The sequence below is a fragment of the Sphingomonas sp. BL-S-29 genome, from assembly GCF_055521495.1.
Window position 1 is genome coordinate 4699632 of the sequence record NZ_CM145482.1, and the last position, 22869, is coordinate 4722500.

23 protein-coding genes are annotated in these 22869 nt (G+C 67.8%); 10 read left to right on the plus strand and 13 right to left on the minus strand.

Going from position 1 to position 22869, the window contains the following annotated elements; translation table 11 throughout:
• Nucleotides 1–115: 115 nt before the first annotated feature.
• Together astD and ACZ1I2_RS22410 are read left to right on the plus strand one after the other, a co-directional pair.
• Nucleotides 116–1534, plus strand: coding sequence for a succinylglutamate-semialdehyde dehydrogenase (gene astD, locus ACZ1I2_RS22405; RefSeq protein ID WP_465181535.1), 1419 nt, complete (start codon nucleotides 116–118; stop codon nucleotides 1532–1534).
• A 15-nt stretch (nucleotides 1535–1549) separates the two neighbouring features.
• On the plus strand, nucleotides 1550–2650 hold the full coding sequence (locus ACZ1I2_RS22410) for a pyridoxal phosphate-dependent aminotransferase (protein ID WP_465171976.1): 1101 nt from the start codon (nucleotides 1550–1552) through the stop codon (nucleotides 2648–2650).
• A gap of 203 nt (nucleotides 2651–2853) precedes the next feature.
• On the opposite strand, the gene ACZ1I2_RS22415 is transcribed toward ACZ1I2_RS22410, so the two are convergent.
• Nucleotides 2854–3402 (minus strand): hypothetical protein, encoded by a 549-nt coding sequence (locus tag ACZ1I2_RS22415; protein WP_465171975.1) that lies wholly within the window; start codon nucleotides 3400–3402, stop codon nucleotides 2854–2856.
• A 117-nt stretch (nucleotides 3403–3519) separates the two neighbouring features.
• Complete coding sequence (locus ACZ1I2_RS22420) at nucleotides 3520–4821, minus strand: Hsp70 family protein (protein ID WP_465175788.1); 1302 nt, start codon at nucleotides 4819–4821, stop codon at nucleotides 3520–3522.
• A gap of 212 nt (nucleotides 4822–5033) precedes the next feature.
• Between ACZ1I2_RS22420 and ACZ1I2_RS22425 the strand changes: the two genes are divergently transcribed.
• The 4 genes from ACZ1I2_RS22425 to ACZ1I2_RS22440 all read left to right on the plus strand — a co-directional run bounded on the left by ACZ1I2_RS22425 (nucleotide 5034) and on the right by ACZ1I2_RS22440 (nucleotide 8035).
• Entirely contained in the window at nucleotides 5034–5669 is a 636-nt protein-coding gene (locus ACZ1I2_RS22425; RefSeq protein WP_465175787.1) for a PepSY-associated TM helix domain-containing protein, read from the plus strand.
• A 19-nt stretch (nucleotides 5670–5688) separates the two neighbouring features.
• A complete protein-coding gene (locus ACZ1I2_RS22430; protein WP_465175786.1) occupies nucleotides 5689–6207 on the plus strand; it encodes a DUF2271 domain-containing protein in 519 nt (172 codons plus the stop codon).
• A gap of 26 nt (nucleotides 6208–6233) precedes the next feature.
• Entirely contained in the window at nucleotides 6234–7046 is an 813-nt protein-coding gene (locus ACZ1I2_RS22435; RefSeq protein ID WP_465175785.1) for a DUF4198 domain-containing protein, read from the plus strand.
• Nucleotides 7047–7147: 101 nt separating this feature from the next.
• A complete protein-coding gene (locus ACZ1I2_RS22440; protein ID WP_465177099.1) occupies nucleotides 7148–8035 on the plus strand; it encodes an FAD:protein FMN transferase in 888 nt (295 codons plus the stop codon).
• 301 nt (nucleotides 8036–8336) lie between these two features.
• Here the strand turns inward: ACZ1I2_RS22440 and hutU are convergent, their stop codons facing one another.
• The 4 genes from hutU to hutI form a co-directional block, all read right to left on the minus strand.
• Nucleotides 8337–10001, minus strand: coding sequence for a urocanate hydratase (hutU, locus tag ACZ1I2_RS22445; RefSeq protein WP_465175784.1), 1665 nt, complete (start codon nucleotides 9999–10001; stop codon nucleotides 8337–8339).
• 188 nt (nucleotides 10002–10189) lie between these two features.
• Nucleotides 10190–10993: an N-formylglutamate deformylase gene (gene hutG, locus ACZ1I2_RS22450; RefSeq protein ID WP_465175783.1), complete on the minus strand. Its 804-nt coding sequence runs from the start codon at nucleotides 10991–10993 to the stop codon at nucleotides 10190–10192.
• Nucleotides 10994–11120: 127 nt separating this feature from the next.
• Entirely contained in the window at nucleotides 11121–12668 is a 1548-nt protein-coding gene (hutH, locus tag ACZ1I2_RS22455; protein ID WP_465175782.1) for a histidine ammonia-lyase, read from the minus strand.
• Nucleotides 12665–13876, minus strand: a complete 1212-nt coding sequence (gene hutI, locus ACZ1I2_RS22460; RefSeq protein ID WP_465175781.1) for an imidazolonepropionase — start codon at nucleotides 13874–13876, stop codon at nucleotides 12665–12667. The genes hutH and hutI overlap by 4 nt, the downstream gene beginning before the upstream one ends.
• Nucleotides 13877–13934: 58 nt before the next feature.
• Here hutI and ACZ1I2_RS22465 point away from each other — a divergent pair, with 58 nt between their 5' ends.
• From ACZ1I2_RS22465 to ACZ1I2_RS22475, 3 genes are read left to right on the plus strand one after another with little or no spacing between them, the layout of a single operon-like run.
• The gene (locus tag ACZ1I2_RS22465; protein ID WP_465171966.1) at nucleotides 13935–15278 is read left to right on the plus strand and encodes a formimidoylglutamate deiminase; all 1344 of its coding nucleotides are present in this window, start codon (nucleotides 13935–13937) and stop codon (nucleotides 15276–15278) included.
• Nucleotides 15275–15964: a UTRA domain-containing protein gene (locus tag ACZ1I2_RS22470; protein WP_465171965.1), complete on the plus strand. Its 690-nt coding sequence runs from the start codon at nucleotides 15275–15277 to the stop codon at nucleotides 15962–15964. Before ACZ1I2_RS22465 ends, ACZ1I2_RS22470 begins: the two co-directional genes overlap by 4 nt.
• Nucleotides 15965–15995: 31 nt before the next feature.
• A complete protein-coding gene (locus tag ACZ1I2_RS22475; RefSeq protein WP_465171964.1) occupies nucleotides 15996–16469 on the plus strand; it encodes a low molecular weight protein-tyrosine-phosphatase in 474 nt (157 codons plus the stop codon).
• Between the two features lie 60 nt (nucleotides 16470–16529).
• Here ACZ1I2_RS22475 and ACZ1I2_RS22480 read toward each other — a convergent pair whose 3' ends face one another.
• Nucleotides 16530–16802: a hypothetical protein gene (locus tag ACZ1I2_RS22480; protein ID WP_465171963.1), complete on the minus strand. Its 273-nt coding sequence runs from the start codon at nucleotides 16800–16802 to the stop codon at nucleotides 16530–16532.
• Nucleotides 16803–16889: 87 nt separating this feature from the next.
• Nucleotides 16890–19991, minus strand: a complete 3102-nt coding sequence (putA, locus tag ACZ1I2_RS22485; protein ID WP_465175780.1) for a bifunctional proline dehydrogenase/L-glutamate gamma-semialdehyde dehydrogenase PutA — start codon at nucleotides 19989–19991, stop codon at nucleotides 16890–16892.
• Between the two features lie 108 nt (nucleotides 19992–20099).
• On the opposite strand from putA, the gene ACZ1I2_RS22490 reads away from it, so the two are divergent.
• A complete protein-coding gene (locus ACZ1I2_RS22490) occupies nucleotides 20100–20579 on the plus strand; it encodes an Lrp/AsnC ligand binding domain-containing protein (protein WP_465175779.1) in 480 nt (159 codons plus the stop codon).
• Between the two features lie 60 nt (nucleotides 20580–20639).
• Here ACZ1I2_RS22490 and ACZ1I2_RS22495 read toward each other — a convergent pair whose 3' ends face one another.
• The 5 genes from ACZ1I2_RS22495 to ACZ1I2_RS22515 all read right to left on the minus strand — a co-directional run bounded on the left by ACZ1I2_RS22495 (nucleotide 20640) and on the right by ACZ1I2_RS22515 (nucleotide 22862).
• Nucleotides 20640–21092 (minus strand): hypothetical protein, encoded by a 453-nt coding sequence (locus ACZ1I2_RS22495; RefSeq protein WP_465175778.1) that lies wholly within the window; start codon nucleotides 21090–21092, stop codon nucleotides 20640–20642.
• 64 nt (nucleotides 21093–21156) lie between these two features.
• Nucleotides 21157–21798: a hypothetical protein gene (locus ACZ1I2_RS22500; RefSeq protein ID WP_465175777.1), complete on the minus strand. Its 642-nt coding sequence runs from the start codon at nucleotides 21796–21798 to the stop codon at nucleotides 21157–21159.
• Nucleotides 21799–21805: 7 nt separating this feature from the next.
• On the minus strand, nucleotides 21806–22006 hold the full coding sequence (locus tag ACZ1I2_RS22505; protein ID WP_465171958.1) for a hypothetical protein: 201 nt from the start codon (nucleotides 22004–22006) through the stop codon (nucleotides 21806–21808).
• Nucleotides 22007–22090: 84 nt separating this feature from the next.
• On the minus strand, nucleotides 22091–22429 hold the full coding sequence (locus tag ACZ1I2_RS22510; protein ID WP_465181536.1) for a hypothetical protein: 339 nt from the start codon (nucleotides 22427–22429) through the stop codon (nucleotides 22091–22093).
• A gap of 46 nt (nucleotides 22430–22475) precedes the next feature.
• Nucleotides 22476–22862, minus strand: a complete 387-nt coding sequence (locus ACZ1I2_RS22515) for a GFA family protein (RefSeq protein WP_465171956.1) — start codon at nucleotides 22860–22862, stop codon at nucleotides 22476–22478.
• Between the last annotated feature and the right edge of the window lie 7 nt (nucleotides 22863–22869).

The window sequence follows — 22869 nt, forward strand, 5'->3', positions numbered from 1 at the left end:
GCGATAGCCACATCGGGCTATTGCCCATTTTCAACCTGCCGCGCGGAAGCGGACATCGCGCGGGAGCGCATGAACGAGACCCGCAACGCGATGCTGAGCGAAATGGCGACCTGACATGACCACCCTGTTCCACTCCCAAGATCCCGCCACCGGTGAGGTGATATGGTCCGGCCCCGAAGCAACGGCGGAGGACTGCGCCGCCGCGGTCGCCACGGCGCGCGCCGCCTTCGACACCTGGTCGGCGACGACGGTGGAAGAGCGCATCGCCTTCGTCCACCGCTACCGCGACGCGCTGAAGCAGGATGCCGAGCCCATCGCGACGGCGATCTCGCGCGAGACGGGCAAGCCCTTCTGGGAGACGAAGACCGAGCTCGCCTCGATGGTCGGCAAGGTCGACCTGTCGATCGCCGCGCATGCCGAACGCACCGGCAGCCGCGAGCAGGAGGCCCCGTTCGGCCGCGCCGTGCTGCGCCACCGCCCGCACGGCGTGATGGTCGTGCTCGGCCCGTATAATTTCCCGGGCCATCTGCCCAACGGCCATATCGTCCCCGCCCTGCTGGCGGGCAACACGGTCCTGTTCAAGCCGTCCGAGGAAACGCCTCTGGTCGGCGAGCTGATCGGCGCGGCGATGCGCAAGGCGGGCCTGCCCGAGGGCGTGTTCACGGTCGTCCAGGGCGGCCGCGACACCGGCGCCGCGCTGCTCGCCGAGGATATCGACGGCCTGTTGTTCACCGGATCGGCCGGCGCTGGCGCGCATTTCACGCGCATCTTCGCCGAACGCCCCAAGGTGATCCTCGCGCTCGAGCTGGGCGGCAACAATCCGCTCGTCGCGTGGGACGGCGATCCGCACGCGATCGCCTCGATCGTGGTCGGCTCGGCCTTCATCACCACTGGCCAGCGCTGCTCCTGCGCGCGCCGCCTGATCGTGCCCCGGGGCGCGAAGGGCGACGCGATCGTCGCCGCCGTCGCCGCCCTGTCCGACCGGATCACCATCGGCGCGTGGAACGATATGCCGGAGCCGTTCATGGGTCCTTTGATCTCCCCCGCCGCGGCGGCGCGCGTGTCCCTGCAGGCCGAGGAGCTGATGACGCTCGGCGCCCAGGCGATCCGCCGGTTCGAGGCACGCCCCGGCTCTTCGACCGCGTTCGTCGGCCCGACGATCCTCGACGTGACCGGCCTCGCCGTGCCTGACCAGGAGATTTTCGGCCCCGTGCTCCAAGTGACTCGCGTCGCCGATGTCGACGCCGCCATCGCCGCCGCCAACAACACGCGCTTCGGCTTGTCGGCCGGGCTGATCAGCGACGATGACGCGCTGTGGGACCAGTTCCAGCGCCGCATCCGCGCCGGCGTCGTCAACCGCAACCGCCCGACCACCGGTGCTGCCGGCTCGATGCCGTTCGGTGGTCTCGGCGCCTCGGGCAATCACCGCCCCAGCGCTTATTATGCCGCCGATTATTGCGCCTATCCGGTCGCCAGCTTCGAGGCCGACCGGGTCGCCGACCAGCTGCACGACCTGCGGGGTATCCGCGCCTGATCCAGGGAGAACCCGATGCGCTATGTCCGGATGCCGATCGAAGTCGAGTCGCCCGAGGAATTCGGCTATGGCCGCATCCGCTATAATCTTTCCGAAAGCTCGGTTGCCGACCGCAGCATCGCCGGCCTCGGCCTGACGATCCCCGATCTCACCCTGCTTTATGGCGAGCATCGCGGCGGCGCCGGGCTGCGCCGCCTGATCGCCGAGGCGAGCGGCGGCGTCGAGGCGGACGACGTGCTCGTCACCGTCGGCGCGGCCGGCGCGCTGTTCATCATCGCCACCACGCTGCTCGGCGCCGACGACCATCTCGTCGTGGTCCGCCCCAATTACGCGACCAATCTGGAGACGCCGCGCGCGATCGGCTGCGCGGTCACTCATATCGAGCTGGATTTCGAAAGCGGCTTCCGCATCGATCCCGCCGCCATCGCCGCCGCGGTTACGCCGCGGACCCGGCTCATCAGCATCACCACGCCGCACAACCCGACGGGCACGATGCTGGCCGAGGCGGAACTGCGCGCTCTGGTCGATCTCGCGAAGCAGCGCGGCTGCGTGCTGCTGGTCGACGAGACCTATCGCGACCTGTCGCTTAACGGCACGCTGCCGCTCGCCGCGTCGCTCGGCGAGCATGTCATCAGTGTCGCCTCCCTGTCCAAGGCGTACGGCGTGCCCGGCATCCGCATCGGCTGGATCATCAGCAGGGACCCGGCGCTGCAGGAGCGCTTCCTCGCCGCCAAGGAGCAGATCAGCATCTGCGGCAGCGTGATCGACGAATGGGTCGGCGAGCAGATCCTGTCACGCCGCGACGAGATCCTCCAGCCCGTCCTGGACGAGATGCGCCGCCGCCGCGCCCGGATCACGGCCTGGATGGCGGGCGAGGAGCTACTCGAATGGGTGGCCCCGATGGGCGGCGTCGTGTGCTTCCCCCGCATGCGCCGGGAACCGCCGGGCGGTACCCACGCCTTCTACAAGCGCCTGCTCGAGGACCATGGCTGCTATGTCGGGCCTGGCCACTGGTTCGAGCTGCCCGACAGCTATTTCCGCCTCGGCTATGGCTGGCCCACCACCGAGGAACTCGAGGGTGGGCTCAAGGCTATTTCGGCGGCACTGCGCGGTTAAAGCGTTTTTGAGCTGGATTGATATCCCCCGTTCGGCCCCGGACTTGATCCGGGGTTGTCGAAGCCCTGCCCTTCTCTTCCTCGGAAGAAAGAACAGCCCTTCGACAAGCTCAGGGCGAACGGGGAGAGGTAATTTCAGCCAACTAAGCTTCGCCCGGCACCTCCCCGCGCCTTGGCGGCGAGGACGACCGCCAGGCCGGCCAGTCACGCGTCGGCCAGCTCCCGCACGGCGGGGATTTCGGGAAACGCGACGACATGGTCGGCCGAATCGCCCGCGTCGAACCGATGACCGCTCGGGTCAAGCGTCAGCCTGGCTAGGCTGGCCAGCCGGGTTCCGCCAGCGTCCGTGTCCGCATCGGCTTCGACCGATGCGATCGACGGCAACCAGTCGATGCCGGTATCGTCGCCGAGGCGATCATGAACCTGATGGACATGGCCCTGCGCGACGAAGCGCAGATCATGACCATCGAACAACGCCTCGAGCGCGCGCCGCGTATCGCGGGACACGGCGCTGTCGGTCGCCTTGAACCAGGGCTTGTGCAGGAACAGGCCGACCGGGCCCGTGCAGCCGTCGAGCATGTCGCGCAGCCAGGCGACCTGCGGGCCGTCCGGATCGGTGTCGAACCACGCAGGGTTCACGCCGATCAGCGTCCAGCCGCTGGTGCGATGCGCCCAATGGTCCTGCCCGAAGGTGGCATGGAACCGGGTCAGCATGTGAGTCCGGTCAGCCGTCATTTCGCCGAGGTGAATCATGCGCTCGCTCCCGTACAGGTGATCGCGGCTTCGCACCTGACGAAGCGCTTGCGATCGACCCGGCGAGCGTACCGGCGGTCGGTGCAGCTTTGATGACGCTGATGTTGCGGTTCGGTGTCAGGCCGACCAGGCGGCGATATCGTCCTGCTGCCCGATCAGCGCGAGGCCGTGCGCGATCGAGGTGAGCTCGCCGCCCGAGCTGATCGCCGCCTCGCCGAAGCGGCGCGAGAAGAGCGCGCGCACCGCGGGGATCAGCGAGGAGCCGCCGGTCAGGAACACCCGGTCGATCCCGTCCGGCCCGAGCCCCGCGACCGACAGCGCGCGATCGACCGTCGCATCGATCCGGCGCAGATCGTCCGCGATCCATGTCTCGAACGCGCTCCGGGCAACCTCCGCCTCGATCTCGAGCCCCGCGCCCGAGAACTGGAAAGGCGCCTGCTCCCCGCTCGACAGCGCTCGCTTCAGGCGCCCGACCGCATCATAGAGCGGGAACCCAAGCTCATTCTCGATCAGCGCGATCATCCGCCCGATCGCGACGGGGTCGATCGCCGAGCGCTGCAGCCGGTGCAGCTCCTCCAGCGTCCGGCGATTGCGCATCAGTGCCAGCCGCGACCAGTCGGCGAAATCGGCGAAATAGCCGCCGGGAATATCGAGGATCTTGTCGAACGAGCGATAGCTGCCGCCCTTGCCGAGCATCGGCAATACCAGCCGGTCGACGATGCGCTGGTCGAAGCGATCCCCGGCAATGCCGATACCGGCATGGCCAAGCGGCACGCAGCGCTTCGCCGCACCCGGTTCGGCGACACGCACCACCGAGAAGTCGCTGGTGCCGCCGCCGAAGTCCGCGACCAGGATAGTGGCCGGCTCTTCCAGCCGCGTCGCATAGCTGAACGCGGCGCCCAGCGGCTCATAGACATAATGGATCTCGGCGCCGAACCTCGCGAACATCGCGTCGTAGCGCTGGCGCGCCAAAGCGGCATCGGGCCGCGCCCCGGCATATTCGACCGGCCGCCCGACGACGACCCGCTTCGGCCGCGCCTTCAGGCCCTCGCCGGCGTGGGCCGAGAGCTTGTCGAGGAACAGCCGGCCGAGATCCTCGAAGCGGTAGCGCTTCTCGAACACCGAGGCATGCTCGAATACCGGGCTGGCCGCGACTGACTTGAACGACTGGATGAACCGCGTGTCCTGCGGATAATCGAGATATTCGGCGATCGCCCAGGGCCCCGCCTCGACCGCCATGCCGCCGCGCACATCCTCGTCGTGCCAGAAGCACAGCGCCGACCGGAACACCGCGCCGCGTTCCTCCGGCCCGTCGAACTCGACCAGGGTCGCGCCGCCGTCCGCACCAGTGCGCGCCAGCACGCTGTTGGTGGTGCCGAAGTCGAGGCCGATCGCGGTGCCTGCGGCAACATCTTCCATTGCCGACCTCCGACACAGCTCAAGGGCGCGCGCTATGCCGCCTCGCGCCGCATCAGCGCAAGCCCTGTTCTCCAGGTTCTCCGGCGGCCTGGTTCGTTGGAGCCATGACTTCCTCGCCGACACCGGCGTATCGCCCGTTCATCGCGTTGCAATTGCGAATCGTTTGCGTTATCGCGAATCATTCTCACTTCTACCGGGGCCTTCCGCCAGCGATGACTAACCAGGCCGCGCGGCAAAAGCCTCGGCGCAAGACCTTCTGGCTCAAGCAGCTCCATACCTGGCACTGGATAAGCTCAGCGGTGAGCCTTGTCGGGCTGGTGCTGTTCGCCGTCACCGGCTTCACCCTGAACCATGCCGCCGACATCGAAGCCAAGCCCGCCGTCACGTCGAAAGCGGCGACGCTTCCCGCACCCCTGCTGAAGACGGTCGCGCCCGACGAGGCACCCGATACCAAGAAGCCCCTGCCGCCGCGGATCGCGACCTGGGTCGAGGCCAATTTCCCCCCCAGCGCGCGCGGCGATGCCGAATGGTCCGCCGACGAGATCTATCTGCCCCTGCCCCGTCCCGGCGGCGACGGCTGGGTGTCGATCGATCGCGCCTCGGGGGCGGTCACCTCGGAATTCACCGATCGCGGCTGGGTCTCCTACCTCAACGATCTCCACAAGGGCCGCAATTCGGGCGCCGTGTGGAAATGGTTCATCGACGTCTTTGCCTTTGCCTGCCTCGTCTTCGCGCTGACCGGGCTGTTCCTGCTCTGGCTCCATTCGGCCAAGCGCCCGACCACCTGGCCCATCGTCGCCCTCGGCCTCGCCATCCCGGCGGGGCTCGCCATCTTCTTCATCCATTGATCCACCGGGAGCCTAATCCATGCAGCTCAATCACCGCCTGATCCTCACCGGCCTGCCCATCGCCGGCCTGGCCGCGGGCACGCCCGCCTTCGCCCAGACGATGGACGTCGCGGTCACCGTGCCGCGCCTGTCGGTCGCCGAATATCACCGGCCCTATGTCGCGATCTTCGTCGAGGGCAATGGCGCGCCGGCCAAGACCCTGTCGGTCTGGTACGATGTGAAAAAGGCCAAGAACGAAGGCCGCAAATGGCTGAACGAAGTGCGGTCCTGGTGGCGCGCCTCGGGCCGGACCAATGCCTTTGTCGCCGACGGCACCTCGGGCGCGACGCGTGCGCCGGGCGTCCAGTCGCTGAGCTTCAGCAGCGCGAAGCTCGGGCTCAAGCCCGGCCAATATACGCTGGTCGTCGAGGCCGCGCGCGAGACCGGCGGGCGCGAAGTGCTCCGCGTGCCCTTCACCTGGCCGGCCAAGCCCGGCCAGAGCGCCCGCGCCGCCGGCAAGACCGAGCTCGGCCCGGTCGTCGTCACCTTCAAGCCCTGATCATTTTGCGCGAGAGGATCCGCCCCATGAAGACCCTTCACAAGCTGCTCGCCGCCGCGGTCTGCACCGCCGCTATCGCCGCTCCGCTCCACGCGCACCGCCTGTGGATGCTGCCCTCGACCACCATCGTGTCGGGCGATGACGACTGGATCACCTTCGACGCCGCCGCGTCGAACGACCTGTTCTTCCCCGACCACCAGCCGCTGCGCGCCGAGCCCGCCGTGGTCCAGCCCGACGGCACGCCGGGCAAGGTCGAGCATATGAACATCGGCCAGTACCGGGCGAACTTCGACCTGCACATGACGCAGAAGGGCACCTACAAGATCGTCATCCGCAATGGCGGCGTGATGGGCAGCTTCAAGGTGGGCGGCGTCGAGCAGCGCCTGCCGCGCGGCACGACCGCGGACAAGCTGGCGACCGCGATCCCCGCCGGCGCCACCGATGTGAAGCTGGGCGAAATGCTCAGCCGCAACGAAGTGTTCGTCACCTCCGGCGCGCCGACCGACACGGTGTTCAAGCCGACCGGCGAAGGCCTGGAGCTGTTGCCGGTCACCCACCCGAACGATCTGGTCGCGGGCGAAGCCGCGACCTTCAAGCTGATCGCCGACGGCAAGCCCGCCGCCAATATCGAGGTCACCGTGATCCCGGGCGGCAGCCGCTACCGCACCTCGGTCAACGAAATCGCGCTGAAGACCGATGCCCAGGGCCAGGTCTCGATCACCTGGCCAGGCGCCGGCATGTACTGGATGTCGGCCACGACCAGCGCGCCGAGCACGACCATCCCCAATGCCGAGAAGCGGATGAGCTACACCACCGTGCTGGAAGTCCTGCAACCCTGATGCCCGGGGCGCCTCGCGTCGCGGTGCCGCTGCACGTCTCGGTGGAATCGTTCCGGCGGCGTGACGCCGGGGCGACCGTCGAGCTGTTCGGTGGCGAGACGATGGGCACGAGCTGGTCGGCGCGGATCGTCTCCACCCGGCCGGCGGCTGAGGTGCGCGCGGCGATCAGGCGCGCGCTCGACGGTGTGATCGCCGAGATGAGCAACTGGGAGGCGGAATCCGATCTCTCCCGGTTCAATCGCGCCCCGCTGGGCGCGTGGCAGGACCTGCCCGCCGATCTTGCGCAGGTGCTGGATGCCGGGCTGGGTGTCGCGCGCGCCAGCGGTGGCGCGTTCGATCCGACGGCGGGCTCGCTGGTCGATCTCTGGGGCTTCGGCCCTTCCGGCCGGGGCGACCTGCCCGCTGAAGCCGATCTGACTGCCGCACCGGTCGGCTGGGCGAAGATCGAACGGTCCGGAACGCGTGCGCGGCGCACCGCCGATGTGCGGCTCGACCTGTCAGGTATCGCCAAGGGCTTCGGCGTCGACGCGGTGGCCCGCGCGCTGCGCGGCCTCGGCATCGACGATTTCCTCGCCGAGATCGGCGGCGAGCTGGTCGGCTCCGGGGTCAAGCCCGGTGGCGAACCCTGGTGGGTCGAGCTGGAGCCGCCGCCCGGCGCCCGGATCGCGCCCTTGCGGGTCGCGCTGCACGACCTCGCCGTCGCGACCTCGGGCGATTATCGCCGCTTCTTCGAAACGGGCGGTCGTCGCTATGCCCATACCATCGATCCACGGACGCGCCGCCCCGTGGCCAACGGCATCGCCGCCGTCACCGTGCTGCATCCGAGTTGCATGCTGGCCGACGCCTGGGCGACCGCGCTGACCGTGCTCGGGCCGGAAGAAGGTCTGGCGCTCGCTGCCGATCAAGGCCTTGCCGCGCGCATGGTCGTGCGCGACCGGTTCGGCTATCGCGAGATCCTGTCCCCCGCGCTCACCGGAATGCTCGGCTAGGATTTTTTCCAGCCGGAACGCCTTCGATTCAACAAAACGTCGAAACGCCTTAGGTCGCCCGGCGCGGAATCAGTGACGCTGTTTGACATTGTCGAGGATCGGTTCGCCCGGACAATTCCCTGTTCCGTCGGAAAACTTCGCTGTTATCGAAGAACAGGGAAACGCCATTAACAAATTGATATTAAACGATTAATTCAAGAACTCGAGGCAATTCGGGCTCAATAAAAAATATCTTCCCTGTTCTTCCCTGTTATCGCGACGGAACAGCGAAAAGCGCGACCGCTCATGGCCATCCTCTCCGTCACCGAAGCGATGGCAGATCGAGCCCCTTCTCGCGCGCGCAGTCGACCGCGATGTCATAGCCCGCATCGGCGTGGCGCATCACGCCGGTCGCCGGATCGTTCCACAGCACGCGTTCCAGCCGCCGCGCCGCCTCGTCGGTGCCGTCGGCGACGATCACCATGCCGGCATGCTGCGAATAGCCCATGCCCACCCCCCCGCCATGGTGCAGCGACACCCAGGTCGCGCCCGACGCGGTGTTGAGCAGGGCGTTGAGCAGCGGCCAGTCGGATACCGCATCCGACCCGTCCCGCATCGCTTCGGTCTCGCGGTTTGGGCTGGCCACCGAGCCGGAATCGAGATGGTCGCGGCCGATGACGATCGGCGCCTTGAGCTCGCCGCTCGCCACCATTTCGTTGAACGCCATGCCGAGCCGGTGGCGGTCGCCGAGCCCGACCCAGCAGATCCGCGCGGGCAGGCCCTGGAAGTGGATTCGCTCGCGCGCCATGTCGAGCCAGGTGTGGAGCGCCTTGTTGTCGGGCAGCAGCTCCTTCACCTTGACGTCGGTCCTGTAGATGTCCTCCGGATCGCCCGACAAAGCGACCCAGCGGAACGGGCCGATGCCGCGGCAGAAAAGCGGGCGGATATAGGCCGGGACGAAGCCGGGGAAATCGAACGCGTTGGCCACGCCTTCGTCCTTGGCGACCTGGCGGATATTGTTGCCGTAATCGACCGTCGGCACGCCCGCGGCCTGGAAATCGAGCATCGATCGCACATGCACCGCCATCGACGCTTTGGCCGCATCGATCACGGCCTGCGGATCGCGCTCGCGGCCCTGCGCCCACTCCTCCAGCGACCAGCCTTTGGGCAGGTACCCATTGAGCGGGTCATGCGCAGAGGTCTGGTCGGTCAGCAGATCGGGGCGCACGCCGCGGGCGAACAGCTCCGGCAGGATGTCCGCCGCGTTGCCGAGCAGACCGACCGAGACGGGTTTCCCAACGGCCTTTGCCTGGTCGATGATCGCCAGCGCCTCGTCGATCGTGTCGGCGGATCGATCGAGATAACCGGTGCGCAGCCGCATCTCGATCCGGCTCGGCTGGCATTCGATCGCGAGGCAGGAGGCGCCCGCCATGACCGCGGCGAGCGGCTGCGCGCCGCCCATGCCGCCGAGCCCGGCGGTCAGCAGCCAGCGGCCTTTCAGGTCGCCGCCATAATGCTGGCGGCCCATTTCGACGAAGGTCTCGTAGGTGCCCTGAACGATGCCCTGGGTGCCGATATAGATCCACGAACCGGCGGTCATCTGGCCGTACATCGCCAGGCCTTTGCGATCGAGCTCGTTGAAATGCTCCCAGGTCGCCCAGTGCGGCACGAGGTTCGAATTGGCGAGCAGCACGCGCGGCGCATCGCGGTGGGTGCGGAACACCCCGACCGGCTTGCCCGACTGGATCAGCAAGGTCTCGTCATCCTCCAGCCGGGTCAGCGCCGCGACGATCCGGTCATAGCTCTCCCAGTCGCGCGCGGCCCGGCCGATACCGCCATAGACGACCAGCTCCTCGGGCCGCTCGGCGACGTCGGGATGCAGGTTGTTCATCAGCATGCGCAGCGGCGCCTCGGTCAGCCAGCTCTTCGCAGTGAGCGTCGTGCCGGTGGCGGGGCGGATGATGCGGCTGTTGTCGAGGCGAGTCATGAATTGCGTCCTTGAGGGTGCGGTCGAGGATCCACCCTCCTTCCGTCGTCATGCTGAACTCGTTTCAGCATCCATGCGCGGTCGTCTGACTCAGGAGCGCGGCTCCTGCGGGTCCTGACCGCGCATGGACCCTGAAACGAGTTCAGGGTGACGGATTGGGAAGGGTGGCGTTACAAATCTCCAATCGTTCAGGTCGATTCGGCGAAGGCGAGGCACGCCTTCAGGATGCGAGCGAGCGGCACGCGGAGCGGCGCGGCGCGGTCGAGCGCGGTGGGCCAGTTGTCGGGCGTCGGCGCCTCGGGCTCGGCCATGTAACCACGCATCGCCAGCTCCATCTGGATCGCGTGCACGCCGTTGCTCGGTCGCCCATAATGGCGCGTCGTCCAGCCGCCCTTGAAGCGGCCGTCGCGGACATGGCTCAGGCCGGACGCCGCGCATTCCGCCGCGACCGCGTCGGCCAGCGCGGGGTCGCAGCTTGCGCCCGAGAAAGTCCCGATGTTGAACTGCGGCAGTTCGCCGTCGAACAATCGGGGGATGCGACTCCGGATCGAATGCGCGTCGTAGAGCACGACCCTGGGATGCGCGGCACGCAGCCGGTCGAGTTCAGCCGCGAGCGCCTGGTGATAGGGATCGAACCACAGCGCGCGGCGGCGGGCGATCTCTTCGCCATCGGGTTCCTGGCCGTTGCGGTAGAGCGGCTCGCCGTCGAAACTCGTGGTCGGGCACAGTTCGGTCGTCGCCTGCCCAGGATAGAGCGACGCGCCCGAGGGATCGCGATTCACGTCGATCGCGCTGCGGGAGATGGTGGTGCGGACGGTAGTTGCGCCGAGATCGGCGGCGATGTCGTAGAGTTGGTCGATCCACCAATCGGCATCGCGGCGCGCCAGCCAGGGGGAGACGAAGCCGGGTTCGATCTCGGCGGGGATGTCAGTGCCGGTATGGGGGAAACTCACCACCAACGGTGCGGTACCGCGCCGGACTTCTACGCTCATGCGCGCCCTCTCCATCCGTCATGCCGGACTTGTTCCGGCATCCATCGTGCGGCAGGCGACGACAGCGCATGTGGAGAAATGGACCCCGGAACAAGTCCGGGGTGACGGCAGGTGGTGGGCGCGGCACTCATGTCGCGACGCCTGGAAGAGCGACGTTCACCGCCTCGACCAAAGCCCCCGAGCGGATGATCGCGTTCGCCGCCTCCATCTCGGGATGCATATGGCGGTCATGGTCGAGCCAGGGCACGTCCTGCCGCAACCGTGCTCGCGCCGCCTCCAGCGCATCGGACGAGGTGAGCGGTGCGTGGAAGTCGCAGCCCTGCACCGCGGCGAGCAGTTCGATGCCGATCACTGCGCCGAGATTCTCCGCCATGTCGAGCAGGCGGCGGGCGCCGTGCGCGGCCATCGACACATGGTCTTCCTGATTGGCCGAGGTAGGGATCGAATCCACGCTCGCAGGATAGGCGCGCTGCTTGTTCTCCGAGACCAGCGCGGCCGCGGTGACTTGCGGGATCATGAAGCCGGAATTGAGCCCGGGCTGCGGGGTCAGGAAGGCCGGCAGCCCGGACAGCGCGGGATCGACCAGCATCGCGATGCGGCGCTCGGCGATCGAGCCGATCTCGCACAGGGCGAGCGCGATCATGTCGGCGGCGAAGGCAACGGGCTCGGCGTGGAAATTCCCGCCCGACAGCGCCTCGTCGGTTTCCGGGAAGATCAGCGGATTGTCGGAGACGCCGTTCGCTTCGTCCTCCAGCGTTACGGCGGCCTGGCGCAGCAGGTCGAGCACCGCGCCCATCACCTGGGGCTGGCAGCGCAGGCAATAGGGATCCTGCACGCGTTCGTCGCCCGTCGCGTGCGAGGCGCGGATCGCCGAGCCCGCCATCAGATTACGGAGCGCCGCCGCCGTCTCGATCTGACCGGCATGGCGGCGAAGCGCATGGATGCGCGGATCGAACGGCGTATCCGAACCCTTGGCCGCCTCGGTCGACAGCGCGCCGGTGACAAGGGCCGACTGGTGCAGCCGCTCCGCCTCGAACAGCCCGGCCAGGGCGTTGGCGGTGGAGAATTGCGTGCCGTTGAGCAGCGCCAGGCCCTCCTTCGGCCCGAGCGTCAGCGGGACGAGGCCGGCTACGGCGAGCGCGTCGGCCGCGGGCAAGCGCCGGCCATCGACGAGCATGTCGCCGACACCGATCATCGTCGCGGCCATGTGCGCGAGCGGGGCGAGATCGCCCGAGGCGCCGACCGAGCCTTGTCCAGGGATCACTGGCGTGAGCCCCTTCACCAGCATGGCCTCGAGCAGGGCGACCGTTTCCGGCCGCACGCCCGAGGCGCCCTGGGCGAGGCTGGCGAGCTTCAGCGCCAGCATCAGCCGGACGACCGGCACTGGCGACGGCCCGCCCGTCCCGGCCGAATGGCTCAGCACGATGTTGCGCTGGAGCGTCGCCAGATCGCATGCCTCGATCCGCACGCTGGCGAGCTTTCCGAAGCCGGTGTTGATGCCATAGACCGGCTCGCCCCGGGCGAGGATACGCTCGACCGCGGCGGCGCTCGCGGCGATCGTCCCGGCGGAGGCGGGATCGAGCCGAACGTCCGCGCCGCGATAGATCGCGCGCCACTCAGCCAGCGGCACGGCCCCAGGTTTCAAGGGGCCGGGCTTCAGGATGATCGCGCTCATTGGCCGCTCCAGATACGGGCATGGAGCGGGTTGAAGCCCATGCGATAGACGAGTTCGGAGGGGTGCCCCACATCCCAGATGGCCAGGTCGCAGGCCTTGCCTGCTTCGAGCGTGCCGACCTCGTCCTGCAGGCCGAGCGCGCGGGCGGCGTTGATCGTGACGCCGCGCAGGCATTCCGTGGCGGTGAGCCGGAACAGCGTCGCGCCCATGTTCATGACCAGCAGCAGCGACGTGAGCGGCGAGGTGCCGGGGTTGCAGTCGGTCGCCAGCGCGATGGGCACGCCGGCGGCACGGAGCGCCGCGATCGGCGGCAGCTTCGTCTCGCGCACGAAGTAGAAGGCGCCGGGCAACAGAGTCGCGACGGTGCCGCTCTGCGCCATCGCGGCGATGCCGGCTTCGTCGAGATATTCGAGATGATCCGCCGACAGCGCGCCGTAGCGCGCGGCGAGTGCGGCGCCGTGGAGATTAGACAATTGCTCGGCGTGGAGCTTGACCGGCAGGCCGTGCGCGGCTGCGGCGGCGAAGACGCGTTCAGTCTGCGTGGCGGTGAAACCGATGCCTTCGCAGAACGCGTCGACCGCATCAGCGATGCCGGCGATAGCGGGGATCATCGAGTCGCAGACCAGGTCGATATAGCTCTCGGGGTCGTCGGCATATTCGGGCGGAAGCGCGTGGGCGCCGAGGAAGGTGGTGCGGATGCGGACCCGGCGGGCCTCGCCCAAGGCCTTTGCCGCACGCAGCATCTTCAGTTCGTCGTCGAGCGTGAGGCCGTAGCCCGACTTGACCTCGACCGTCGTGGCACCCTCCGCGATCAGCGCATCGAGACGGGGCAGCGCGGTCGCGACCAGGTCGGCCTCGCTCGCGGCGCGGGTCGCCGCCATGGTCGATCGGATACCGCCACCGGCCCGGGCGATCTCCTCATAGGTCGCGCCGTCGAGCCGCATCTCGAATTCGCGCGCGCGGTCGCCGGCATGGACCAGATGGGTGTGGCAATCGATCAGGCCCGGGGTGATCCAACGACCCGCGCAGTCGTCCGTCTCGGCCGCGTCGAAGGCCAGGGCTCCGCTGGCGGGCCCGGCATAGGTGATCCGACCATCGCGCGCCGCGACCACGCCGTCCTCAACGATGCCGAGGCCCCCGTCGGCGCACGTCATCAGTCGGGCATTGTGCCACAGCCGATCGCAGCGGGGATGGTCCGGAGTCGTCATGCGATACAGACTTGGCCAAAGCGGTGAATATGTCTAGACATATTCGCAGGAGGTGCCGATGTCCGCTTTGTGGTTCGAGACCGCGCTGGTCGGCACCGACTGGGCCGATCATGTCCGGCTGGAGATAGTCGACGGGCTGGTCTCCGCCATCGCGACCGACGTCGACCCCGCGTCGGGCGACGAGCGCCACCGGATCGGCCTGCCCGGCCTGCCCAATCTCCACAGCCACGCGTTCCAGCGCGGCATGGCCGGCCTGGCGGAACAGCGCGGCACGACCGGCGACGATTTCTGGTCATGGCGCGACCTGATGTACCGCTTCCTCGACCGGCTCGGCCCGGAGGATGTCGAGGCGATCGCGGCGCTCGCTTATGTCGAGATGCTCGAGGCCGGGTTCACGCGCGTTGGCGAGTTCCACTATCTCCATCATGACGTGGACGGACGGCCCTATGCCGACCCCGCCGAGATGGCGGCACGGATCGCCGCGGCGGCCGAGACGAGCGGGATCGCCCTCACGCTGTTACCGGTCTTCTATGCCCATGGCGGTTTTGGCGGAGCGGTGCCCGGCGCGGCACAGCGGCGTTTCCTGAGCGACCCCGACAGTTTCGCGCGGCTGGTCGAGGGCGCGCGCCGCGTTGCTGGTCCGGACGCGGTGGTCGGCATCGCGCCGCACAGTCTGCGCGCGGCGATGCCCGAGGAGATCGCGGCGATCCTGCCGCTGGCGGCGGGCGGCCCGGTCCACATCCATATCGCCGAGCAGCTCAAGGAGGTGGCCGATTGTCTCGCCTGGAGCGGCAAGCGCCCGGTCGACTTGCTGTTCGACGCAATGCCGGTCGATGAACGCTGGTGCCTGGTCCATGCGACTCATGTCACCGATGCCGAACGCGCGGCCATCGCCGGGAGCGGCGCGGTCGCTGGCCTGTGCCCGATCACCGAGGCCAATCTCGGCGACGGGATCTTCCCGGCCGCCGCCTATCTTGCCGAAGGTGGCGCGTTCGGGATCGGCAGCGATTCCAATGTGCTGATCTCGGCGACCGAGGAACTGCGCCTGCTCGAATATGGCCAGCGGCTGACGCGGCGCGAACGCTGCGTGCTGGCGGGTGCGCGGGCGTCGATCGGCGCGACGCTGTTCAACGGAGCATTGGCGGGCGGATCGCGCGCGCTGGGCGTCGAAGGCGGGATCGCGATCGGCCGGTCCGCGGACCTGGTGTCGCTCGACGCGAACGATCCCGCCTTTGCCGCGCGATCGGGCGACCGGCTGCTCGACAGCTGGATCTTTGCGGCGCGAGACGGGATAGACTGTGTCTGGCGCCGGGGTATCCGGCTGGTGGAGGGCGGCAGGCATGTGCGGGGCGATGAGATCAGACGGCGCTATACGGCCGTGCTCGCCCGCCTGATCGGATGACGATCGAGGCGCGCATCCGGCGCGAGATCGAGGAGCGCATCCGCTCCGGCGAATGGGCGCCCGGCACGCGCATCCCGTTCGAGCATGAGCTGGTCGTGACCTATGGCTGCGCCCGCGCGACCGCGAACAAGGCACTGAGCCACCTCGCGCGCGAAGGCCTGATCGAGCGGCGGCGACGCGCCGGATCGTTCGTCGCGCATCCGCGCATCCGCTCCGCCGTGGTCGGCGTGCCCGATATCGGCGCGCTGATCGCGGCGCGCGGCGAAGCCTATCGCTGGGCGCTGGCGTCGCGCAGCATCGACACCAGCCCGCCGGACGAGGTCGAGACGCGCACCGCCGGGCGATGGCTGCGGCTGGGCGGCGTGCATCATGCCGGCGCGGATCCCTTTGGCTGGGAGGAGCGCTGGCTCGACCTCGGCACCGTACCCGAAGCGGAGGAGGTGGATTTCAGTGCGGTGGCGCCGGGCACCTGGCTGCTCGGCCATGTGCCCTGGACCGACGCGCGCCACCGGATCAGTGCGGTCGCCGCTGCCCCCGCCGTCGCGCGGCAACTCCACATCGCGACGCAGGCGCCGTGCCTGCAGATCGAGCGCTGGACCTGGCGCAACGGCCCGCCCGTGACCTTTGCGCGGCAGGTCTTCCCCGGCGACCGCTACGACCTGGTCGAGGATTTCACGCCGCGGTGACAAAGCCGGCGCCGCGCCCTATCCCGGCACGATGACCGACCGCCCCACGCCGCCAGCCATCCTGTTCGTCTGTCTCGGCAATATCTGCCGTTCCCCTCTCGCCGAAGCCGCGTTTCGTGCGGAAGCCGAGCGTACAGGGCTCGATGCGGCGGCGGATTCGGCCGGAACCGGCGACTGGCATATCGGCCATGCCCCGGACCGGCGCGCGCTGGCCACGGCGAAGCGCCACGGCATCGACATTTCCGGCTATCGCGGGCGGCAGGTGGAGGCGGAAGACTTTCGCCGGTTCAGCCATATCTTCGCGCTCGACGCCCAGAACCTCCGGGATTTGCGCGCGATCGCCCCGCATGATGCGACCGCCGAGCTCGACCTGTTGCTGAACCTGGTGAGCGGGCGCGAGGGCGAGGCGGTACAGGATCCTTATTACGGGACGGACGAGGGGTTCGAGACGACCTGGGCTGACGTTACCGCCGCGGCGCGTGCGCTGGTGGAGCGGCTGCGGTAGAGTCGAGACTCCCGCTTTCGCGGGAGCACAAGGAAGCGCGAGGCGAGGCCGAGAGCGCCCCTATTCCAGGTCGTTCTCGCTGATCACGATCAGGTCCTGGTCGCTGTTGCGCGCGAGCGCGACTAGACCCGCCTCGGCGATCGTGTCGCTGAAGCGGTTGAACATGTCGATCGCGTCGTCGTCCGGCGCGTCGCCGCTCAGAGCCTCGAGCACGGCATATTGCACTGCGAATTCATAGTCGTCGCCGTCCACTTCGCCGGTGAACTCGACCTGCTGCTCGTGTTCATTGTCGAGAAGCGTCGACAGGTCGATGTCCATCTTGTCAGCCGCCACGTCGTTTCCCTCTTTGCCGTTACGCGCCATCGGACGCCTCAGCGCCCGTCTATCCGTAACGCGCCGACCGCGGTCAAGCTCCGATGGTCACAGGTTGAGCAACGCGGGGTCGCCGCCCTGCGCCGTGATGTTGACCGAGACCGCCCGTTCCAGCGCATAACGCAGCAGCGCGTGCGGGCCGCCGGCCTTGGGGCCGGTGCCCGACAGGCCCTCTCCGCCGAACGGCTGGACGCCGACCACCGCGCCGATGATCGAGCGGTTTACGTACACGTTCCCGGCGGGCACTGCCGCGCGCACTTCCTCGGCGAAGAGGTCGATCCGGCTGTGCACGCCGAGCGTGAGGCCATAGCCGCGCGCCGCCAGCTTGCCCGCGACGGCCTCAAGATCATTCGGATCGTAACGATAGATGTGGAGGATCGGGCCGAACACCTCGCGTTCGAGGAAATCGGGGGTCGGCACCTCGGCGATGACCGGGCCGAAAAAGCTGCCGCTTCTGCCCAACGCGCCCGGATCGAGGCGGGCAAGGATTCGCGCTTCCTTTTCCAGCCGGACGACATGCTTCTCCAGCGCACTACGCGCTTCTTCGTCGATCACCGGGCCGATATCGGTTGCCGGGTCGCTCGGGTTGGCGAGGACCTGTGCCTCCAGCGCGCCGATCAGGGTGGCGATCGTCTCCTCGGCGGTGTCGTTGGGCAGATAGAGCAGGCGCAGCGCCGAGCAGCGCTGCCCGGCCGAGCCGAAGGCGGAGAGGATGACATCGTCGACCACCTGCTCGCGCAGCGCGGTCGAATCGACAAACATGCCGTTGAGCCCGCCGGTCTCGGCGATGAAGGGTACGATCGGGCCGGGGCGGGCCGCGAGCGTGCGGTTGATCGATCCCGCCGTGTCGGTGCCGCCGGTAAAGGCCACGCCGTCGATACCCGGATGCGCGACCAGCGCCGCGCCGACCACGGCGCCGTCACCCGGCACCAGGGCGAGCAAGGCGGGATCGAGCCCGGCCTTGTGGTAGATTCGCACGGCCTCGGCCGCGATCAGCGGGGTTTGCTCGGCGGGCTTGGCCAGCACGGCATTGCCGGCGGCGAGCGCGGCGGCGATCTGGCCGGTGAAGATCGCCAGCGGGAAATTCCACGGCGAGATACAGGCGAACACGCCGCGACCATGCAGTTCCAGGCTGTTCATTTCGCCGACCGGGCCGTCGAGGATGACGGCCGCGCCGAACTGGCGTTCCGCCAGAATGGCGTAATAACGGCAGAAATCGACTGCCTCGCGCACTTCGGCGACGCCGTCGTTGAGCGTCTTGCCCGCCTCCAGCGAAAGCAACGCGACGAGCCGGTCCTCCTCCGCCTCCAGCCCATCGGCCATGGCGCGCAGCACGATAGCGCGGCCAGTGCCGGTCAGCGCATTCCAGCGCGGCTGGGCTTTGCGCGCGAGCTTGATCGCAGCATCGATATCGGCGGGCACCGCGCTGCCGACCTGGCCGATCGTCGTGCTGCGGTCGGCGGGGTTGGTGACGGGTTCGACGGGGCGCTTGACCAGCTTGCCGCCGATGATCGGGCCGGCGCTGAGCTTCTCGGCACGCACCATGGCGAGTGCCTTGCCTGCGGTGTCGCGCGCTGCGACCAGCGAGAAGTCGCGCCCCTGCGAGTTGCGTCGGGCAGCGCCGTAGAGCCGCGACGGTACCGGGATCTTGGCATGCGCCTGGGGATGCGCCTCGACGATCGCGATCGGATCGCGAACGACGTCGGCCGCCGGGATTTCCTCGTCGAGCAGGGCATGGACGAAGCTGGTGTTCGCGCCATTCTCCAACAGGCGGCGGACGAGATAGGGCAGCAGCTCCTCATGCCCGCCGACGGGCGCATAGGCACGCAGGATGATGCCGCCATAACGCTGGTCGGCACCGGCATAGAGCGCCTCGCCCATGCCGTGCAGCCGCTGATGCTCGATGCGCACGCCGGCGGCATCGGCCATGTGGCGCACTGCGGCGAGGGTATGGGCATTGTGCGACGCGAATTGCGGATAGAGCGCGGGCGACGCGTCGATCAGTGCCTTGGCGCAGACCAGATAGCTCAGGTCGGTCGCGGCCTTGGTGGTGTAGACGGGGTAATCGGGGCGGCCGGCGACCTGGGCGCGCTTGATCTCGCTGTCCCAATAAGCGCCCTTGACCAGGCGGATCATGATCCTGCGCCCGCTGTCCTTCGCCAGATCGGCGAGCGCGGCGATCACCAGCGGGGCGCGCTTCTGATAGGCCTGGACGACGACGCCGAGCCCCTGCCAGTCGCCGAGCTCGGGTTCGCGCACCAGCCGGTCGACCAGCTTGAGCGAGAGCACGAGGCGATCGGCCTCTTCCGCGTCGATCGCGAAGTTCAGGTCATGGCGCGCGGCGATCAGCGCGAGGCGCTTCACGCGCGGATACAGCTCGTCCCAGACGCGCGCTTCCTGCACCGCTTCGTAGCGCGGGTGGAGCGCCGAGAGCTTGACCGACACGCCGTGGCCAAGCTCCGGCCCGGCACCGGCCGCGGCCTTGCCCACCGTCTCGATCGCCTCGGCATAGATCTGTTCGAAGCGGGCGGCATCGACTTCGGTACGGGCGCCCTCGCCGAGCATGTCGAAGGAGCAGAGCGTGTCTTCCTTCTTCGCTCGCGCGAGCGCTGCCTCGATCGTGCGGCCGAGCACGAACTGCTCGCCCATGATGCGCACGGCGGCGGCCACGGCCTGGCGGATCACCGGCTCGCCGATGCGCGCGGCGATGCGCTTGATATAGCCACCGATATCCTTTTTCGCCGTCTCGTCGGCCTCGACCAGCTTGCCGGTGAGCAGCAGGCCCCAGGTCGAGGCATTGACGAACAGGCTGTCGGACTTGCCGACATGGCTGGCCCAGTCGGCCGAGCCGATCTTCTCCGCGATCAGCCGGTCGCGCGTCTCGGCATCGGGCACGCGCAGCAGCGCCTCGGCGAGGCACATCAGCGCGAGCCCTTCGCGCGTGCCCAGCGAGAATTGCTGGAGGAAATCCTCGACCACACCCTGCTTCTTCGCCGCCGACCGCGCCGATTCCACCAGCGCGATCGCCTCGGCCACGACGGCCTTGCGCTCGGGGAAGGACAAAGGCTGGTGCGCGAGCAGATCGGCGATGGCCTCCGCCTCGTCGCGATATTTGGCGTCGTCGATCATGTCCCAGGGCGAGCGTGGCATCGGGTTTCCTTGGCGGGTTGGCGGAGATGAGTGGACATCTTCGTCATACCGCTTTCCGACGTGAACGTGCTTCGTTATATCGGCGCCAGTGCCGAAGGAATTTTACGGATGAGTGCCCGTTCCATCGAATCTTCGGTTGACGCCGTCGACCTCCGAATCCTGCGCATCCTGCAGGAGGACGGGCGCATCACCAACCAGGAGCTGGCGAGCCGCGCCGGCCTGTCCCCGGCGGCCTGTTTCGACCGGGTGAAGCGGCTGCGGGCAAGCGGCGTGATCGCGGGCTATACCGCGTTGCTCGATCCGGTGAAGCTGGGCCAGGCGCTGCTGATCTTCGTCGAAGTGGTGCTCGACCGGACGACCGACGACGTGTTCACGGCCTTCGCGGCGCAGGTCGGCGACATCCCCGAAGTGCTGGAATGCCATATGGTCGCGGGCGGGTTCGACTATCTGCTCAAGGTGCGGGTGGCGGACATGGCCGCCTATCGCCGCTTCCTCGGCGAGATCCTGACCAGCATCCCCGGCGTGCGCGAGACGCGGACCTATGCGGTACTGGAAGAGGTGAAGGCGACGACGCGGCTGCCGATCTGAGGGGCTATTCGGTTCGGGCTGCATCAGATCACGAATGCCTGTTGGTGCCAGCTAACGGACCTACCGATATCGTGCCCGCATGATCGCAGCTTCTTCCGGACCCAACTCGCCAATCCCTGGCGCGTTGGTAGAAATGATATCGAAGCAATGCCTCTCGGCATTCAAGAACCAATGGGTCAGAGGGCCGGGATATTCATCATCGGCAAATGTTGAAGCGGCAACATAGGCTCGAAAATGCGAGTGAGCCTTTATCCCGAGGCCATATCCGATGGGCGCCCCCTCTTCCGGGAGGGCGAAGCTCTCGTTTCTCACCGCGAATGCAACATAATCGCTCCACGTCACCGTGAATACCGCACTGCTGTCGTCCGGGTAGATCGGATGCGCTGGGCCAACTTCAGTGTGCACGAGCTCGGAGGAGACTTTGGCCTCGATGAGGATGATCGTCAGCTCATTTTCGTCGGTCTCGCCATATTCGACGACCCACAGCGCGTGCTCGGTTGGAAGCTGAAGCATGGCGCCACGAGTGCCAGTGATGGAAAGACGCCGCAATGCCCGCAAAAATGGGCCAGCAGCGAATCTAGGCCCTCCCCCGCGAAAGAAACGTCGACAATTCCCTCAAACCGGCGGGCGCATCCTTCCAGAACCCCGATAGCTGGCCTGGAACCCGCTCCCTCAAATCTGCCAGGACTGGCGCCGCGAAGGGCTCTTGCAAACGGACGAGCCATCGATCGAGGGAAAAGCCTGCTCGTGCAGCTCCGCAGAGCACGCTTTCAACCTCACCACCGATCCAATAGTCGTCACCGCCCGCCAGATCCTGCGACAGCGCCCGTTCGAACCATGCGTCAACGAGCCCTTCGATCGCCCGCCGCTCGCGGGAGGACCATGTCTGCCAGTTTGCCAGTCCCAGCTTTCCCAGCACGATCTCGGCGCCGTTGGCGTTTCCCGGATCGTTGACCGATATGTCCAGAATACGCGGCCAGAAATACCGGAAATCCTGCACGCTACCTACCGTGTAGAACACGCCTGAGACGTACCGCCAAAGCGCCTGGCCGGTAAGGTCACGCAACGGCGTCGTCAGCAAAATATCGACGCCGCGTGTAGCGATGCAGCAGGGGCACCCTTCGATCGTTGACGGCACCGGAACCTCGAAAGCGTGGTAGACGGCCTCAAGCGCGTTGACGATGCCCACGTCGGTGGGGGCTGATGACGCGTCGCCCATCTTCCACTCAGCGCTGAAGCCCGCCTTCGTCCCCGCCCCGCTTCAGGCGCGGCAGCACCGGCCGCCGCGCTTCCCGGATCGCGACCCCGGTGACCACCGCGCCAGCCAGGACGATGGCGGCGATCGACAGCAGGCCGACAGGCGAGATCTGCACCCGCAACTCCACCACCGCATTCCGGTTCAGGACGGGACCGACTTCGTTCGACATTGCCCACTCCCCAAAACGCCCGCAATGGCCGGATGCTGCCGGGACGAAAGGCGGCTGGCAAGGCGTCGCAGCGCCTGGCCGCCATCAGCGGCAAATATAACCGCGCCCGCCGTCGCCGCACACCATGTAGGTACCGTCATCATCGCGGCGAAGATGGAAGCGCAGTTCGCTGTCTTCCGGCAAATTGGTGTGCGCGATATAGCGGATCATCAGAACCGGCGACGAGACGTGTCCGCGAACCACGCGCGATACGCGAAGACGGGCTGTCATCCGGCCATTGAGGCCGAACTCGTCGAGCGCCTGATAGTCCAGGTTTTCCAGCTTGCCGAACAGGACAAGGTCACCCGTCTTGCCGCCGTCGCGCCGCGCGCTCGCGGCAGGGGCAAGCCCCAGGGCGAGGATCAGTGCCAGCAAGCTCAGCATGGGTCTCATGCCACCGATTCATAACCTCAAGCCGGAGGTCCGCAACCTATGCCTCGAACCGCCCCACGCCTCGATCACGCTCATATCCCCTTAGCGGAAAGGCCGGCAGCCAAGCCTCGCGGCGGACAGTCCAGAGTTCATAGCTCGGCATCAGCTGGTCGGGCGCGTCCAGCGCGCCCAGATTCACCCCGATCTCGTCCTCGCTCCGCGCGAAGACGGGAGAGCCGCAGCGGGGGCAGAAGCATCGCCCGCCATAGTCGCGCGTCTCGCCTTCGATCGTCACCGCGTCCTCGGGAAATATCGCTGATGCGTGGAACAGGGCGCCGTGATGTTTGCGGCAGTCGAGACAATGGCAAAGCCCGACCCGATAGGGTCGCCCCGACGCCTCGATCCGAACATCGCCACACAGGCATCCGCCAGTATATCGGTCCATGCGGCAT

Coding starts and splice junctions, on each gene's coding strand:
- hutG (WP_465175783.1), bottom strand. CDS start 10,993: ATGAGCGTAGAAGTCCGGCGCGGTACCGCACCGTTGGTGGTGAGTTTC.
- ACZ1I2_RS22440 (WP_465177099.1), top strand. CDS start 7,148: ATGGGCACGAGCTGGTCGGCGCGGATCGTCTCCACCCGGCCGGCGGCT.
- ACZ1I2_RS22515 (WP_465171956.1), bottom strand. CDS start 22,862: ATGGACCGATATACTGGCGGATGCCTGTGTGGCGATGTTCGGATCGAG.
- ACZ1I2_RS22505 (WP_465171958.1), bottom strand. CDS start 22,006: ATGTCGAACGAAGTCGGTCCCGTCCTGAACCGGAATGCGGTGGTGGAG.
- ACZ1I2_RS22435 (WP_465175785.1), top strand. CDS start 6,234: ATGAAGACCCTTCACAAGCTGCTCGCCGCCGCGGTCTGCACCGCCGCT.
- ACZ1I2_RS22420 (WP_465175788.1), bottom strand. CDS start 4,821: ATGGAAGATGTTGCCGCAGGCACCGCGATCGGCCTCGACTTCGGCACC.
- hutI (WP_465175781.1), bottom strand. CDS start 13,876: ATGACGACTCCGGACCATCCCCGCTGCGATCGGCTGTGGCACAATGCC.
- ACZ1I2_RS22415 (WP_465171975.1), bottom strand. CDS start 3,402: ATGATTCACCTCGGCGAAATGACGGCTGACCGGACTCACATGCTGACC.
- hutH (WP_465175782.1), bottom strand. CDS start 12,668: ATGAGCGCGATCATCCTGAAGCCCGGCCCCTTGAAACCTGGGGCCGTG.
- astD (WP_465181535.1), top strand. CDS start 116: ATGACCACCCTGTTCCACTCCCAAGATCCCGCCACCGGTGAGGTGATA.
- ACZ1I2_RS22465 (WP_465171966.1), top strand. CDS start 13,935: ATGTCCGCTTTGTGGTTCGAGACCGCGCTGGTCGGCACCGACTGGGCC.
- ACZ1I2_RS22470 (WP_465171965.1), top strand. CDS start 15,275: ATGACGATCGAGGCGCGCATCCGGCGCGAGATCGAGGAGCGCATCCGC.
- ACZ1I2_RS22430 (WP_465175786.1), top strand. CDS start 5,689: ATGCAGCTCAATCACCGCCTGATCCTCACCGGCCTGCCCATCGCCGGC.
- ACZ1I2_RS22475 (WP_465171964.1), top strand. CDS start 15,996: ATGACCGACCGCCCCACGCCGCCAGCCATCCTGTTCGTCTGTCTCGGC.
- putA (WP_465175780.1), bottom strand. CDS start 19,991: ATGCCACGCTCGCCCTGGGACATGATCGACGACGCCAAATATCGCGAC.
- ACZ1I2_RS22500 (WP_465175777.1), bottom strand. CDS start 21,798: ATGGGCGACGCGTCATCAGCCCCCACCGACGTGGGCATCGTCAACGCG.
- ACZ1I2_RS22425 (WP_465175787.1), top strand. CDS start 5,034: ATGACTAACCAGGCCGCGCGGCAAAAGCCTCGGCGCAAGACCTTCTGG.
- ACZ1I2_RS22490 (WP_465175779.1), top strand. CDS start 20,100: ATGAGTGCCCGTTCCATCGAATCTTCGGTTGACGCCGTCGACCTCCGA.
- ACZ1I2_RS22510 (WP_465181536.1), bottom strand. CDS start 22,429: ATGCTGAGCTTGCTGGCACTGATCCTCGCCCTGGGGCTTGCCCCTGCC.
- ACZ1I2_RS22410 (WP_465171976.1), top strand. CDS start 1,550: ATGCGCTATGTCCGGATGCCGATCGAAGTCGAGTCGCCCGAGGAATTC.
- hutU (WP_465175784.1), bottom strand. CDS start 10,001: ATGACTCGCCTCGACAACAGCCGCATCATCCGCCCCGCCACCGGCACG.
- ACZ1I2_RS22495 (WP_465175778.1), bottom strand. CDS start 21,092: ATGCTTCAGCTTCCAACCGAGCACGCGCTGTGGGTCGTCGAATATGGC.